The following is a 15533-nucleotide window of genomic DNA, read 5'->3' on the forward strand; positions in this document are numbered from 1 at the left end:
CGGCCGGAGAGCGACCGAGAGTCAGTAGAGGGTCGTCTCGTGCTCCTTGGCGTAGGCGCGGATGTCGGCGAGGCGGTTCTCGCGCAGCTTTCGGGTGAACTCGGGGTCGGAGAGAACCGAGCGGCCGAGGGCGACGAGGTCGAACTCACCGCGCTCGAACAGCTCGACGAGCGGGGCCATCGACAGCGTCGGCTGCGCCTCGTTGGAGGAGTCCATGAAGGCGCCGGGAACGCCGATGGAGCCGAGGGCGATGGTGGGCAGGCCGGTGAGGTGCTTGGTCCAGCCGGCGAGCGTGCGGTCGGAGCCGTCGAACTCGGGCAGCCAGTAGCGGCGGGTCGAGGCGTGCAGCAGCGTCACACCGGCGTCGACCAGCGGAGTGAGGATCTCGTCGAGCTCGGCCGCCGTGTCGGCGATGCGGGCGTCGTAGTGGCCGCCCTTCCACTGCGAGAACCGAAAGTCGATCGGGTAGTCGGGGCCGACCTCGGCGCGGATCGCCTCGACCACCTCGGCCGCAAGCCGTGTTCGGCCCGAGGTCTCGCCACCGAACCGGTCTGAGCGGCGGTTCGTAGCCGACCAGAAGAACTGGTCGAGCAGGTAGCCGTGTGCCCCGTGCAGCTCGACGCCGTCGAAGCCGAGCCGCTGGGCATCCACTGCCGCCCGAACGAACGACGCGACGATGTCGTCGATGTCTTTCGCAGTGGCCGTCTCGCCACGCGGGTTGCCGTTCGCCGAGAGGCCCGACGGGCTCACGATGGGGGCGTCGGGGTTCAGCGGCGCGTTCTCTGAGCGGGTGACACCGAGATGCCAGAGCTGCGGAAAGATGCGGCCGCCGACCGCGTGCACGGCGTCGACCACCCTCGTCCAGCCGGCGAGCGCGTCGTCGCCGTAGAAGGTGGGAACACGGTCGCTCGAGCCGGCAGACGGATGATCGATGTACGTGCCCTCGGTGACGATCAGCCCGAGGTGCGGTGCCCTGCGCGCGTAGTACTGCGCCACGTCGTCGCCCGGCACGCCGTTCGGCGACTGGGCGCGGGTCATCGGCGCCATGACGAACCGGTTCGACAGCGTGAGGGCGCCCGAGTGGAACGGCGTGAACAGTTCGGCGGGGTCGGCGTCGTCGAGAAGGGTCTGGGTGAGCACGTCGGTGCCCGCGGCGGAGTCGGTTGTGGTCATGGTGGGTCGAACCGGCCGGCGACGGCGAAGATTCCCGGCCACGGCGTTCTCGGAGGCTGCGCGTCGGCGGCTTCGATGGGTCGTGCCGGGTTGGGTAAGCTCGTGCTGTGACCGCCGATCCTCCGCACGATCCGAACGGCACGGGCGACGGCACCGGTGAGGGCACGGGCGACGACGACCACGACTCCCCCACCGATGCCGGCTACTACCGGGCAGAGGCCGAAGCGTCAGAGCGCATACCGGCGCCGGCACCGCACCACTCCCGGCTGTGGGTGGTGCTCTCACGGTGGCTGCTCGACCTCGAGGCGTGGCTGCGGTCGCACGGCGGCCGCGGCCTGCGATTCGGGCTGCGGTTCTTCTGGGGGCTGGTGGCACTCGGCGGAGTGATTCTGCTGGTCGGGCCGATCATCAATCCGCCGCTCACCCTCGATGACATCACCCAGTCGGCCTCGACCGTCACCGACCGGTGGATCGCCCGCGAGTTCGCGGTCGACTACCAGATCACACGTACGCCCCAGGGGGCGCTGACGGCGCACGTGACAGAGAACATCAGTGCGAACCTTCCGGCCGGCACCGATGAGTCGGGCATCCAGCGCGTGCTCGCGACGCAGTACCAGTCGCATGCGCTGCATCCGTCGAACATCGCGGCGACGATCGACGGGGCGAGTGTCGAGGTCGGGAGCACGCAGACGGCCGACCAGCAGACGCTCACGATCGACGGCCCCAGGCGGCTGAGCGGCGACCACCAGTTCGTGCTGCAGTACGACCTGGCTAACCTCGCCTACTCGACCACCGACGACGCGACGGGGCGGAACGTCGACCTGCTCGAATGGAACGTGTTCGGGCCGTCGTGGCCGCAGGGCCTGGCCGGGCTCGACGTTCGGGTGACCATACCGAAGGAGCTGAACGACCGGCTGGTGCGGCAGCCGCGTGGCAGCCTCGCGTGGACGCTGCTCAGCTCGGGCGAGTGGCTGAGCCCGGAGCCGGCAGGGTCCGGCACCGGAGCCGCAGGCGCGGGCGCCGCCGGGGCGGGCGCCGCGGGGGCGGATGCGTCGAACTCCGACGACGTCACGTACCGGTTCACGAACGACCAGAACATTCCGCCGCACGCGGAGGCGTGGTTCACGCTGAGCTTCGAGCCCGGCACCTTCACGATGCCGGCGCCCACGGCACTGTACTGGGTTCAGGTGTGGGGGCCGTTGGCTCCGCTCGCGCTGCTCGCCGGCGCGCTGCTGCTGGCGCTGGCGGCCCGCGCGGTGGCGTGGAGCGACGCGCGGGGGCGGCCGTGGTTCGTGGCGCAGTTCGACCCGCCGAAAGACGTCACGGCGCGCATGGCGGCGCAGATCATCCGGTCGGCGCAGGCGTTCGAGCTCGCCGGGGCGCTCGCAGACGCGCAGGCCGGCTCGGGCGGGCTCGGCGCGGGCACGGGTTCGGCCGACTCGACGGGGGCCGGCGGCACGCGTGGCATGGGTGGCACGCGTGGCGTGGGCGGCACGCGCGGCTCCGAAGGCACGCACGGAGCGCGCCCCAAGCGCGCCTCGGGTGCCGCGGCCGGCCGCAGGCACGACCGGCTCGTGGCCGCCGCGAAGGTGGCGCGGCGCACCGGGCGCATCGGCGACCGGCCGAGAGCGCTGTCGCGCTACCTCACCGCGCCCGAGCGCCGGGCACAGCAGGCGCAGGGGCTGCGACGGGTGCCGCGGGGGTTCGTTCGTGACTTCTTCATTGCGGCATCCATTGCCCTGACGCTCGTGCAGTGGGGGCTCGTGCGGCAGCTGTCACACCAGGCGAAGCTCGCCGTGGTGTGGTGGCCGGTCGCGTTCGTCATCGTGTCGACCGTGATCGCCGCCGTCGTGCTGACCATCGCCCTGACGGCACGGCCGCTCACCCGCCGCGGAGCGCTCGTGAAGCAGTACCTGCAGGGCATCGGGGCCAACGCCGAGCGCACGCAGCTGCTCGACCGGGGCGTCGCCAGCGAGCGCGTGCTGCCCTACGCCGTGCTGCTGGCACCGGCCCGGGATGCCGGCGAGAAGACGGTCGCTCTCATCGAGACCGAGCTCGGCGAACCGGGGGCCTCGACGAGATGGCGCACCGGGTCGTTCCTGACCTGGCCGCGGCTGCTCATCCGGGCGTTGGCGATCGTGTTCGTGGCGGGGGCAATCGCCGCGGCGGCGCTGCTGCCCGACCCGTCTGCACGCTCGAACGACTACATCGCGTATTCGGGCGACGTCGCCGGCACCCTCGATACGAAGGTGCAGTCGATGGATGCCGTGGCCACCCTCATCCGCACGGCAGACCGGCACGCGAAAGTCGACGTCACCGAGACGCTGACGGTCTCGTTCTCTGACGACTCGTCGCAGGTGCCGCAGTTCGCGCAGCAGTGGCCGAGCGAGCTGAACGGCCAGAACCTCGGACTGGTGGTGACCTCTGTGACGCTCGACGGGGCGGCGGTGCCGTTCGCGGTGGAGCAGCAGCCGGAGCAGCAGGGGTCGGCGACGCAGCTCATGCGCACAGAGCTCGCCGACGTGGTGACGGGCAGCCATGCGGTGGTCGTGTCGTACTCGCTCGAGTCGGCGGCGGTGGCGGCTGCGGCGTCGTCGGGTGCCGGCGGTGGCACGCATTCGGGCGACGATGCGAATGCCGGTGACGGCGCGGGAAACGGCAGCGCGGGTGTCGGCGGCGGCACGGTCGACCGGGTGCGGTGGGCCGCGTTGCTCGACGGCTGGCAGTACGACTCCCAGTGGGGCGACGACCCGGCACCGAAGCCGCTGCGCATGGAATTCGTGCTGTCAGACGAGCTCGCCGGTCTGGCCACGCGGGCGGGGTGGATCTCGCTCGACACCGACAGCGACAGCGCACGCGACTGGACTGCGTCTGTGGTGCCGTTCGGCAGTCTCGAGGCTGCGGCGGCGAGCCCTGCGGCCGGCACCGCCACCGACGCGGCGACCGCCACCTCGGCGGGCGAGGCGACCGGCACTCCGACCGGCACCACAGCGGGCGCGGGCGGTGGCGCATCGGGCGACGACGACGGCGCCACCGAGTCGAGCGACGCGGGCGGGGGCACCCAGCGCCACGTGCTCGACCTCGCGCAGAACCCGTACGGCAGCTGGCCGTTCGACGTCACCGTCGATGATGTGGGCGCGAGCGCCGACTTCCCGGCCGAAACCTTCGCCGGGCCCTCGGCGCAGGCACTGCAGGCGGTCGAGGTGGAGGGGGCGCTGCCGACGATCGTGATCCTCTCGCTGGGAGCGCTCGGGTTCGTGTTCGGGGTGCTCGGCACGGTGGTGGGAGCACAGCGGCGGCGCCAGGCGTTCGACGCGGGGCCCGTGCGGGATCTGGTGTGGTGGTTGGCGCCCGGAGCGACGCTCGCCACGATCATCCTGTTCGTGTGGGCGACGCTCGACATGCCCGCTGACGACCCGGCGTTCGTTCCCCTGGCGGTGGCGGCGGTGGCCGCATTGCTGGCGTGTGCGAGTGGGCTGGTGCTCACTCGGCGTAGCCGGCGCGCGGGTCGGGTGCAGAAGGAGCGCTCGACTGCGTAACCTATGAGCATGGTTCTGCACCTTGAAGAAATCGTCGTCGATTGCCACGACTTCAGTGCCCTGGGGCACTGGTGGGCCGAGGCGCTCGGCTGGCCGATCGTCGGGGAGTACGACGGCGAGCTCGAGCTGCAACAGGCCGACGGGTCGCACCCGACGCTGCTGTTTCTGAACGTGCCCGAGCCGAAGACGATCAAGAACCGGCTGCACCTCGACTTCGTTCCCGACGACCAGGCCGCCGAGGTCGAACGGCTGGTTGCGCTCGGCGCTCGCCGTGTCGACATCGGCCAGGGCGAGAAGTCGTGGGTGGTGCTGGCCGACCCTGAGGGCAACGAGTTCTGTGTGCTGTCCGCGCGCGGCTGAGTCGGCGGCTGCGGGTGCTGCCGGGCTGAGGGTTGAGTGCGCTGCCGGGCTGGTCGCTGAGTGCGCTGCCGGGCTGCGGGCTGGGCGGGCTGCCGGGCTGGTCGCTGGGCGGGCTGCCAGGCTGGTCGCTGAGCGGGCGGCTGGGTGAGGGGCCTTCGCCTCTGGCGGGTTCGCACGCGCGCGCAGGCGGGATTGTTTCTCTGCATCGTCGCCGTGAGTGCTCTCGCCGTGGGGATGCTCAGCCTGACCGCGGCACTGCTCGACGACACCTCCATGGCGGCAGCACGCCAGATGTTCGCGCAGTCGCAGCCCACAGCACAGGCCCTGCGCGTTCGGGCCGACCTGGCGGTGAGCGCGGCCGCGGGTGACCCGGCCTCCGACAGTGATACGGCGACGAGCGCCCAAGACGCGGCGGTTCGCGGGGCGCTGGCTGCGGCGCTCGGTGGGGCAGACGAGTCGACCACGCGCACACTGCGGGGCCAGCCGCTGCCGATCGCCGGGCATCCGTCGCTGAACGCCGTTCTCGAGGCCGATGCCTCGTTCGAGGGCAGGGCGACGCTCGTCGCGGGCGCGTGGCCGTCGGATGCCGCACAGCCGTCTGCAGAGAGCGCAGGCTCGGCGGGCACGACCGGCCTGGCGGTGGACGCAGGCGCGGCGGGCACGACCGGCCTGGCGGCGGGCGCAGGCGCAGCGGACACGACCGGCCTGGCGGAGGCCGCAGGCACCACGGCCGCGGCGGCCTCAGGCGAAGCGATCGCGGTCGCGGTCGCGGTTCAGGCTGCGGCGGCCGCCGCGCTGGGGGTGGGCGTGGGCGACCACCTCGTCGTCGGATCGGCGGCGAACCCGATCGAGCTGCTGGTGACCGGAACCTTCACCGCGAACCATGCGAGCGACCCGGTGTGGTTCGGCGACCCGTCGGTGGCAAGCGGAGCCTCGGGGTCGACCGTCGGGCCGTTCCTCGTCAGCGAGGCAGACCTGCGATCGCTCCCGGTGGCCGTGACGGCCTCGTGGGTGGCCGTGGTGGCGCCCGACCGGCTCACCCGTGACGACCTCGACCGGCTCTCGGTCGCAGCGCGACCCGAAGCGGTCACAGCCGACCTCACGTCGCGGGCCTCCTCGTCTGCCACCGCAGTCATGCTCGGCAACCTGACGGTCGACGGCGGGGTCGCCGCCACCGCCGCCCGCATCGCGGATGCCGAGTCTGCCGCCTCGGCGATGACAGTGGTTCCGCAGCTGCTCACCGCCCTGTTGGCCGCCATCTGCCTGGGGCAGCTCGGCTCCCTCGTGTCGGTGGCGCGGCTCACCGAGACCGCCGTGCTGCGGGCGCGGGGGGCTTCGGCAGCGCAGCTGAACCGGGTCGCCGCCCTCGAGGCGGCCGTCACCGTCGGCCTCGGCAGCATCGTCGGAGTCACGGTCGCCCTGCTCGTGCTTGGGCTGCTGCAGACCGGCGGGGTTCTCGGGGCGGGCGGCTCGGGTGCGGCATCCGGTAGCCAGATCGGCCTCGTGGTGGGCGTGGCCGTGGTGCTGGCCGGCGTGGTGGCGGTGCGCATGTCGGCGGCGAACGCCAGGCTCGGCAGTACGCGGCCCGCACGCGTCACGCCGGGAGCGTTCACGGCTGTGGCTACGGCTGTCGTCGTGCTGATCGCGGGTGTGTGCACCTGGCAGCTGCTGTCGACGGGCTCGCCCCTCACCACCGCCGCCGACGGGCGAACCACGATCGACCCGGTGTCGACGGCGTCGTCGGTGGTGCTGATCGTGGCCGTGTCGCTGCTTCTGCTGCTGGTCTGGCCGCGTGTCGCGCGCTGGGCGGCGAACGCGTTGTCTGCACGGTCGCGGGCAGCGGCGTTCCTTGCGGCGGTGCAGGCGTCGCGGTCGCGGGGCGGCCTGTCGATCGTGGTCGTCGTGGTTTCCCTTGCCTGCGCCGGGGCCGTTCTCGTGGCCGGCCTGACGGCGACCTGGCAGAACGCCGAACGGCTCAGCGAGTCGGCTGCGCTCGGCACCGATGTGCGCGTCGCGCTCGCGGTGCCGGCCTTCAGCTCGACCGACTCCCCCTACGCCCAGACGGCGGCCTACGGCGCGCTGCCGGGGGTGGATGCCGTCGCCCCCGTCATGGCGACCCCGGTGCAGATCGGCGCCGAGCCCGTATCGTTGCTCGCCGTCGACGTCGACCGGGTGCGCTCAGTCATGACGGGGGTGGGTGCGCCCGGAGACGCCGAGCTGGCGGCGCTCGGCGCGGGTGGCGGGGGTGGCGCGGATAGCGCAGCGACAGGTGGTGCAGATGGTGCAGATGGCGCAGCTGGCGCGGGTGGCGCAGGTGGCGCAAGTGGTGCGGGTGGCACAGCTGGTGGAGCGACGGCAGGCGCAGCCGGCGAAGCGAGCAGCAGCAGCAGCAGCACGAGCATCCCGCTGCCGACGGGCGCTGCGACACTCAGTCTCACGGTCGCCGCAGCCGGCGCCACGGGCGACCGGGCCGGCAGCATCGCCGTGTCGGCCTGGATCGGCACCGGCGCAGAGTCGCTCACCCGCATCGGGCTCGGCGACGTCGCCGTGAGTACGCTGGCAGCTGGCCCCGCTACCGTCTCGGCCGCCCTGCCGGCGTCGACCGACGGCTGGAGCCTGCTCGCCGTCGATGCGCACCTGCAGGGGTCGCCGGGTGACGCCCTGACGGTGTCGTTCGTGGGGGTGGGCACCTCGGCTCCTGACGGCAGCAGTGCCGCCGTGCCGCTCACCGGCGATGAACTCGCGGATGCCGTGCTCTCGTCGAGCAGGAGTGTGGGCCGCTCGATCGTGGGTGGGGCATCCGCCGCCCCCGTACCCGCGCTCATGACGCAGGCCTTCGTCGACCACCAGGGACTCACCGTGGGCGACCAGGTCGACCTCACCCTGCCGAGCGGAAGAACGGTCGCAGTGCGGCTCGCGGCGGTGACGGCGATGTTGCCCGGGGCGGCCAGCGCATGGGGTGTGTTCGTCGACCTCGGCGCGCTCAACCATGCGCTGCTCGTGGCCGGCGACCCGATCACGCCGGCGTCGGAGGTGTGGATCGCCACCTCGACGCCCGGCCCGGTCGCCGCCGGGGCGGCAGGGGTCAGTACCTTCCCCGACGCGATCAGTACGGTGGCCACCACGTCGACGGGGCCGCTGGTGACTCCGACCGTGGCGCTGCTGTGGCTGGCGGCGGCCGGCGGACTGCTGCTCGCGATCGTGGCCGTCGCCGCCGTACTTCTGACGCTGCTGCGATCGCGGCGCGACGAGGTCGGGGCGCTGCGTGCGCTCGGCATGGGCCCGCGCCGGCAGGGGGCGAGCCGGGCGATGGAGACGGTGTCGGCGTCGGTCTTCGGGGTGGTCGCCGGGGTGCTGGCGGGGCTGCTGGCGGCCGTCGTGTGCGCGCCGCTGTTCGCGGGGGCAGGGCTGTCGGGCGGGGCGGGGCTGTCGGCGGGCGCGGACGGGGCGTTCGCGGCAGGGCTGTTCGGCGGCGCGGGGCTGTTCGGCGGCGCGGGGCTGTTCGGCGGCACGGGCGCCGCGACGCAGTTCGACCCGGTGGCGCTCGCCATCGTCTTCGGCGCGGTGGCCGCCGTGCTGCTCGCCGCGAGTGCCGTCTCCTCCGCCGGTGTGCAGCGCCAGGCCGCCGCGCGCCCCCGCAATGCTCGTCGAACGGGCAGCACCCCGACGCGCCGCCCGTCCCGCGACCCGGAGCAAGACTCGTGACCGGGCGGTCGTTCTGGCGGCTCGTGGCGACGAACCGGGTCGCCGGGGCGTTCGTGTCGGTGTTCGTGCTGCTGGGCGTGGTGGGAGCGCTGCTGGGGCCGGCACTTCTCGGCGCGGCGTTCACCGCGGGCATCCGGTACCAGGTGACGACCACCACGACCGCCGCTCAGCGTGACCTCACCGCTCAGACGGTGGGGTCACCCGCGACCGGCGCCTCGGCCGACCCCGCCGCATCGGGCCTCTCCCCCGAGGTCGACGCGGTGTGGGGGAAGCAGAACGACGCCCTCACGACGTTGCGCTGGCAGATGCCCGCCGAACTGCGCGACGCCACGGCGGCGCCCGTTGCGACGGTGTCGATGGATCCGGTGCCGGTGCTGCACCCCGAAGGCGCGGTGTGGCCCGAGAACTCGCTGACGATCGGGGCCGATCCGCGGTACGCCGACCGCATCGAGCTGGATGCCGGAACCCTCCCCGGAGCGTACGGATCGGGCGGCGTGGTCGAGGTCGTGCTCGCCACGGCCGCCGCGCAGAGCGTGGGCTGGACGGTCGGTGAGGTGCGCACGCTCGACTTCGCCGACGGCACCACCAGCGACGTGCGGCTGAGCGGAACCTTCAGCCCGCTCGACCCGGGCGACCCGTACTGGGTGCATCAGAGCACTCTGCTGCGGGCGAGCATCGTGGCCCTGCCCAAGGAGACGATCTCGTACATCGAGGGATACGCCGACCCCGCCTCGTGGCCTGCCCTGTCGGAGCTGCACTCGACGGCGCGAACCGCGGTGTGGTTCGGGGTGCGCACCGCCGCGCTCACCACGGCCTCGGCGCCGTCCATCGAGAGCGAGGCCCGGGCGTTCGTGTCGAAGCCGCATTCGCTCGGGCCAGACACCGGCCAGGGGCAGTACGCCCTCACGGCGTCGTTCACCACGAAGGTGCCGGCAGCGCTCGAGGCCGGCGAACAGCGCAACGCGGTCACCGCCCAGCTCGTGGCGATGGTGCTCGTGGGGCCGGCGGCCGTGCTGCTGGCGATCTTCATAGTCATCACCGCCCTGTGGTGGCGGCGTCGCGCGCCCACGTGGAGCCTGCTGACCGCCAGGGGCGCGTCTCCACCCCAGGTGGCGGCCGTGACGGCGCTCGAGGCGCTGGTGTACGCGTTGCCCGCGGCCGTCGTGGGGTGGGTGCTGTGTGCGACGCTCGGCGGGTTGCAGCCGGGAGTGGCCGATGGCGCGGTGACACTGGGCGTCGCCGTCGTGGTGCCGGTGCTGTTCGGCGCGGCCGCCGTCGCGCGCACGGCTGCCGCCGCCCGGCCGGCCACGCGACTCGCAGCCGTCGGGAGACCCCTCGTCGAGCTCGCGTGCCTGGTGTTCGTCGCGGCCGCGATTCTGCTGCTGGTGCAGAAGGGTGCAGGCGGGGCGGCGTCGCCCTCGCTCGATCTGCTGCCGACAGCGGCACCGGTTCTCATCGCGCTCGCCGCGTGCCTGGCCGCCCTGCGCCTGTTCTCGCTCGCCCTCGACGCCATCGCCAGACGCCTCGCGGGCACCCGCTCCACCACCGGCTTCCTGGGCGCCGCGCAGGCGGCTCGGGATGCCCGGCTCGCCGTCGCCCCCCTGATAGCGATCGGCGTGAGCCTGTCGATCGTGGTGTTCGCAGCGGGTGTTCTGGCGACCGTGCAGTCGGGCATCCACCGTCAGGCGGCAGCCGAGGCCGGGTCGAGCCTCACCGTCTACTCGCTCACCTTCACCGAACCCGAAATGGCATCGATCGCGAGCATCGACGGCGTGCAGGCATCGGCCCCGGTGCTCACCGACACGAGCGGGGTGGCGAACGTGGGGTCGGGGCGTGTGCCGGTCGACATCATCGTGGTCGACTCTGCGCAGGTGCGCGCGGTGCAGCAGGGCTTCGTCGCACCCACGCCGCTGCCTCCACAGGCACCCGCGTCGACAGCGAGCGGCCCCGTGCCCGTCATCGCCTCAGGCAGCGCGGCCGCGGCCCTCAAGGCGAACGACTTCACGATTCGCGGACAGCCGGTGACCGTGGTCGGCGTGCAGCCCGACCTGTCTCCCCTGACCACCGAGCAGTCCTGGATTCTCGTCGACACGAGCTACGCCTCGACCATCACCGGGCCGACCACCTCGATCAGCCGCGGGCTGTTCCGGTTCGGCGACGGCGGCCCGAGCGCCGCGCAGGTCGACGAGGCGCGAGACCGCGCCGACTCGTTCGCCACGGTCGTCGTGCCGGCAGAGATCGAGCAGACACTGGGCGCCAACCCGACGACGCTCGCCCTCACGGCCGCGCTGCTCACCGCCGGCGGCCTCTCGCTGCTGTTCAGCCTGGTCACGATCGTCATGGCCCTCGCTCTGACCGCCGCCGACCGGGCGCGACTGAGGCTGCCGCTGCGGGCGCTGGGCGTGACACGGCGACAGCAGCGGGCACTGCGGCTGTGGGAGATCATCCCCATCACAGTGGCGGCGGTCGTGGCGGGGGTGGCTGCCGGTGTGGCGAGCACCCTCCTCGTGACGGCGACCGTCGACCTCGACCCGTTCACGGGCGGAGGCGGGCAGCCGCCGCCGGTCATCCCGGTCGCCGCGATCGTGGCGGCGGCGGCCGGCTTCCTGCTCGCCTCGATCGTCGCCGCCACGGTCTCGATCGCCTCGACCACCCGCAGACCACCCGACCAGACGAAGGGAACCCCGTGAGCGCAGCATCCAGCCCACCGCCCAGCCCCGACCTCGACGGCGGCACCCCCGCGGACCGCGCCGGCACCGGCGTCGGCACCGGCACCGTCGCCGCGCCCACCAGCCCCGCGCCCACCAGCCCCGCCCTGCACATCAGCTGCACCGACCTGGTGCGCGTGTTCAGCGGCGCTGGGGTCGAGGTACAGGCGCTGCAGGGGCTCAACCTGCAGGTGCGGGCCGGCGAGATGGTGGCGATCGTCGGAGCATCAGGCTCGGGCAAATCGACCCTGCTGACCATCCTCTCGGGCCTCGACACACCCACCGCCGGGGCCGCCTCGGTCGCGGGCCACGATCTGCTGCGCATGAAACGGCGTGAACGCATCGAGTTCCAGCGGCACAGTGTCGGATTCGTGTGGCAGCAGACCGCGCGCAACCTACTGCCGTACCTGTCGACCGCGCAGAACATCAACGCTCCGCTGGCGCTGGCCCGCACAGCGAAAGCCGAACGGGCGCGCCGGGTCGACGACCTGCTGGCGCTGCTGCACCTCGGCGACGAGGCCGACCGGATGCCCGCCGAGCTGTCGGGCGGACAACAACAGCGCGCCGCCATCGCCGTCGCCATCGCGAACGACCCGAAGGTGCTGCTGGCCGACGAGCCCACCGGCGACCTCGACGAGGCGACCACCGAGGAGGTTCTGTCGGCGCTGCAGCTCGTGAACGACGAACGCGGCATCACCACGCTCATCGTCACGCACGACCCCACGGTCGCGTCGCACGTTCGCCGCACCATCCAGATACGCGACGGCCGAACCTCGTCTGAGGTGCTGCGCAGCACCCGCCGCGGCACCGCGGGCGACGAGGTCATCGCGCAGGAATACGCCGTGCTCGACCGCGTGGGCCGCCTGCAGCTGCCGCGCCGCTTCACCGAGAGCCTCAGCCTCGCCGACACCGTGCGGCTCGAACTCGAGCCCGACCACGTGCGCATCTGGCCGGGCGACTCTGAGCCGCGCGACCCCGACCCGCGCGACCCCGACCCGGCCGACCCTGACCCGCGCGACTCCGACCCGACCCACCCCGACCCGCGCGACCCCCACCCGGCCCACATTCACCCGACCGATCCGGCCACCCCGACCCCACCGGTTCCGGATGCCCCCACCGACCCAGGAGCGAACCGATGACCGTGCCCGTGCTGAGCGCCGAGGCTGTCGGCCGTGACTACCGCACCGGCGCCGGAATCGTCACCGCCTGCGCCGACGTCACCCTCAGTGTCGACGCCGGCGAACTGCTCATCGTGCGCGGAAAGTCGGGCGCGGGCAAGACCACCCTGCTCACGATGCTCGGCACCCTCGACGCTCCCACGCGCGGCGTGGTGCGCCTGTTCGGCAGAGACATCGCGTCACTCAGCGACGACGAGCTCACCGCGTTCCGGCAGCAGCAGCTCGGTTTCGTGTTCCAGACCTTCGGGCTGCTGCCGCTGCTCACCGCCGCGGAGAACGTGGAGCTGCCGCTGAGGCTGGCCGGTGTGGCACCGCGGCGCCGTGCGGCGCGGGCTGCGGAGATGCTCGACCGCGTGGGGCTGGCCGACCAGGCCCGCCAGCGCGCCCCGCAGCTCTCTGGCGGGCAGCAGCAGCGTGTGGCGCTGGCCCGCGCGCTCGTCAGCAGGCCGACGCTGCTGGTCGCCGATGAGCCCACCGGGCAGCTCGACAGCGAGAACGCCGAGATCATCATGGCGCTCATCCGGTCGGTGGTCAGCGAGACGGGCGCGGCCGCCGTTGTGGCGACGCACGACCCGTTGTTCGCCGGCCGGGCCGACCACGTGATCGAGCTGCGCGACGGCCGGGTGGCCGAGGCCGCCGCGAGCTGAACCGGCCGGGCGGCGAGCGGCACCACGCCACTCTGACAACACGCACCCCGACCCGGAGCCGAGCTGCACCGCCGCACGGCCACCTACGCGGCTCAGCGCGCGATCAGTACCAGTTCACCGACTGCGAATGCGACCACGCCGAGCACGGAGTTCCATACGACCCCGCGATGTAGGCGAGACCCCAGGTGATCTGCGTGGTGGCGTTCGTCTGCCAGTCGTCGGCGACCGACGACATCTTGCTGCCGGGCAGGGCCTGCGGGATGCCCGCCGCGCCGCTCGACGCGTTCAGGGCCTGGTACGACCATCCCGACTCCTTCTGCCACAGCGAGACGAGGCACGAGAACTGGTCTGACCCCCAGCCGTACGTCGACGACGCAAGGTTCTCGGCGGTCGCCTTCGCTCCGTCGACGGTGTTGCCGGCCGCCAGCGCCTCGGCGGCGGCCTGGGCGGCCGCGGCAGCATCGGCGGCGGCCTTCGCGGCTGCTGCGGCGGCGGCTTCGGCCGCGATGCGGTCGGCCTGGGCGGCGGCGGCCTGGATGTTCTGCGACTCGAACTCGGTCTGAACGGTGAGCCCGACCACGGTCTGCGCGTCGACCTTGCTGTAGTCGCTCAGCGTGGCGAGGCTGGTGCTGGCGTTCAGGCTCGAGAGCTTCGTGCTGAGGTCGGTGGTGTCGACCTTGGCCTGGGCCTGGTCGACGACCTGCTCTGCGCGACTGATGGTGTTCTTCGCAGTGGCGACGACGGCTGACTTCTCGACAGTGTCGTTGAGGGCCTGCTGCGTGCGGGCGGTCGCCGCGGCGGTCTCGGCCGAACTGACGGAGGACTGCACGACAAAACCGGTGCCCACGACGAGGCCGGCGGTGACGAGGGCCGTGGCGACGAGCATCCGGCCGCCGATGAAGCGGCGCAGTGGCAGGCGATCGTGCGCGGTGCGGCGCGGGTGGATGGTGCGGGTGATGGTTCGGTGGGTACGGCGGGTGGGTAGTTCGGGGTGCATGTGTTCCAATGGTTCGGCCGACCCGTGCGCGCATCGTGGCGCACGAGCATCCGTCTGCTCTGCCGTGGGTGTGAGCGGAGCGCGCCGAACGACCGCAGGGGTGAGCGGAACGCGTGCACGAGCGCAGCCTGCGCGGGTTTCGGGTGTGCGCAGGGCGGAGAACGTGCGGGGCACGGAGGCGACAGTCGGTGTCGTAGGTCGGCGCGGAGTGCGTCGGCCGAGCCCGGTGCCTCAGTGGGCGCCGCGGGCGAAGCCACTACCGTAACCACCGTTTCTGAGCAGAACCTCCACCGAAGCTGGCAAGGTCATCCATGCGGCGGCGTGGCGCCACCCGCCCATCCCCCCACTTCCACGCGTCGAGTCTGCGCACATGGCTGTTATCGCGGCCGTCAGCAGCCATGTGCGCAAAGTGGCGCCCGGGGAAGATGCGGCGCGGGCCGGCCGCTCAGGGCCGCCGCGCCGCCAGGTACTCGGCGAACGTGATGCGGCCGTAGGGCTCGCCCGGCACGAAGTTGTAGCCGGCACCGAGCGCCGCGAACGTTCTTCCGGGCAGGCGCACGCCGACGACCGGCCTCCGACTGCCCACCGAGCGCGCCCAGCTGCGCCCGATCTGCCGCGCCGTGAGCTGCTCGGGCCCGCCGATGTCGGGCATCCGGCCCTGCGGCCCGGCCGGGGCCAGCGCGGCGAGCTTCAGCGCCACCTCCCCCACATCGATCGGCTGAAACCGAAGGGCCGGCGCCACGAACACCGGCGAGAACCGTTGTGCCGTGAACAGCCGTTCGACAAGCGAATGAAACTGCGTCGCGCGCTGGATGGTGTGCGGCAGCCCCGAGCCGAGCAGCCGCCGCTCGATCTCAACCCGCTGCCGGTAGAAGTCGACCGGCAGGTGCTCGATACCCACGATCGAGATCAGCACCAGGTTCTGGATGCCCGCCCGCCGGCTCGCATCGAACACCGTCTGGGCGAGCTGCACGTCGCGCCTGCCGTTGGTGGTGGCGAGGTGCACCACGGTGTCGACCCCGGCGAACGCCGCGTCGACGGCTCCGTCGCTCTCACCCCGGGCCGCCGCCGCATCGCGTCCACCGCTCAGCAGGTCGGCCACCGTCAGGCCGGGCCCGGCGTGCCGGCTGAGCGCCCGAACCTCGTGGCCGGCGGCGCGCAGGGCGGCGGCGGTGGGCACGCCGACCTGGCCGGTGGCCCCGGTGACGAGAATGACGGTCACGTCA

The 15533-nt window shown here is 72.7% G+C and carries 9 protein-coding genes; 6 read left to right on the plus strand and 3 right to left on the minus strand.

The genetic code is table 11. The annotated features are described in order from the left end of the window. Positions 1 to 21: 21 nt before the first annotated feature. On the minus strand, positions 22 to 1173 hold the full coding sequence (locus V3W46_RS02735) for an NADH:flavin oxidoreductase (protein ID WP_331781557.1): 1152 nt from the start codon (positions 1171 to 1173) through the stop codon (positions 22 to 24). Positions 1174 to 1280: 107 nt separating this feature from the next. Between V3W46_RS02735 and V3W46_RS02740 the strand changes: the two genes are divergently transcribed. The 6 genes from V3W46_RS02740 (at position 1281) to V3W46_RS02765 (ending at position 13310) form a co-directional block, all read left to right on the plus strand. Next, positions 1281 to 4712: a DUF2207 domain-containing protein gene (locus tag V3W46_RS02740; RefSeq protein ID WP_331781558.1), complete on the plus strand. Its 3432-nt coding sequence runs from the start codon at positions 1281 to 1283 to the stop codon at positions 4710 to 4712. A gap of 9 nt (positions 4713 to 4721) precedes the next feature. Next, entirely contained in the window at positions 4722 to 5072 is a 351-nt protein-coding gene (locus V3W46_RS02745) for a VOC family protein (protein WP_331781559.1), read from the plus strand. 213 nt (positions 5073 to 5285) lie between these two features. Then, complete coding sequence (locus V3W46_RS02750; RefSeq protein WP_331781560.1) at positions 5286 to 8777, plus strand: FtsX-like permease family protein; 3492 nt, start codon at positions 5286 to 5288, stop codon at positions 8775 to 8777. Further along, positions 8774 to 11467: an FtsX-like permease family protein gene (locus tag V3W46_RS02755; RefSeq protein WP_331781561.1), complete on the plus strand. Its 2694-nt coding sequence runs from the start codon at positions 8774 to 8776 to the stop codon at positions 11465 to 11467. Before V3W46_RS02750 ends, V3W46_RS02755 begins: the two co-directional genes overlap by 4 nt. Continuing rightward, positions 11464 to 12624 carry an ABC transporter ATP-binding protein gene (locus tag V3W46_RS02760; RefSeq protein ID WP_443069911.1) on the plus strand — a complete coding sequence of 387 codons (1161 nt, stop codon included), beginning with the start codon at positions 11464 to 11466 and terminating at the stop codon, positions 12622 to 12624. Before V3W46_RS02755 ends, V3W46_RS02760 begins: the two co-directional genes overlap by 4 nt. Further along, positions 12621 to 13310: an ABC transporter ATP-binding protein gene (locus V3W46_RS02765; protein ID WP_331781562.1), complete on the plus strand. Its 690-nt coding sequence runs from the start codon at positions 12621 to 12623 to the stop codon at positions 13308 to 13310. The genes V3W46_RS02760 and V3W46_RS02765 overlap by 4 nt, the downstream gene beginning before the upstream one ends. 103 nt (positions 13311 to 13413) lie before the next feature. On the opposite strand, the gene V3W46_RS02770 is transcribed toward V3W46_RS02765, so the two are convergent. Continuing rightward, on the minus strand, positions 13414 to 14307 hold the full coding sequence (locus V3W46_RS02770) for a phospholipase (RefSeq protein WP_331781563.1): 894 nt from the start codon (positions 14305 to 14307) through the stop codon (positions 13414 to 13416). 445 nt (positions 14308 to 14752) lie between these two features. Continuing rightward, complete coding sequence (locus V3W46_RS02775; protein WP_331781564.1) at positions 14753 to 15529, minus strand: SDR family oxidoreductase; 777 nt, start codon at positions 15527 to 15529, stop codon at positions 14753 to 14755. Between the last annotated feature and the right edge of the window lie 4 nt (positions 15530 to 15533).

This window comes from Subtercola sp. YIM 133946, assembly GCF_036553535.1.
Lineage (GTDB): Bacteria > Actinomycetota > Actinomycetes > Actinomycetales > Microbacteriaceae > Subtercola.

Excerpts from the sequence above, each read along its gene's own strand:
- V3W46_RS02765 (WP_331781562.1), top strand. The coding sequence starts at position 12,621 with ATGACCGTGCCCGTGCTGAGCGCCGAGGCTGTCGGCCGTGACTACCGC.
- V3W46_RS02770 (WP_331781563.1), bottom strand. The coding sequence starts at position 14,307 with ATGCACCCCGAACTACCCACCCGCCGTACCCACCGAACCATCACCCGC.
- V3W46_RS02745 (WP_331781559.1), top strand. The coding sequence starts at position 4,722 with ATGGTTCTGCACCTTGAAGAAATCGTCGTCGATTGCCACGACTTCAGT.
- V3W46_RS02735 (WP_331781557.1), bottom strand. The coding sequence starts at position 1,173 with ATGACCACAACCGACTCCGCCGCGGGCACCGACGTGCTCACCCAGACC.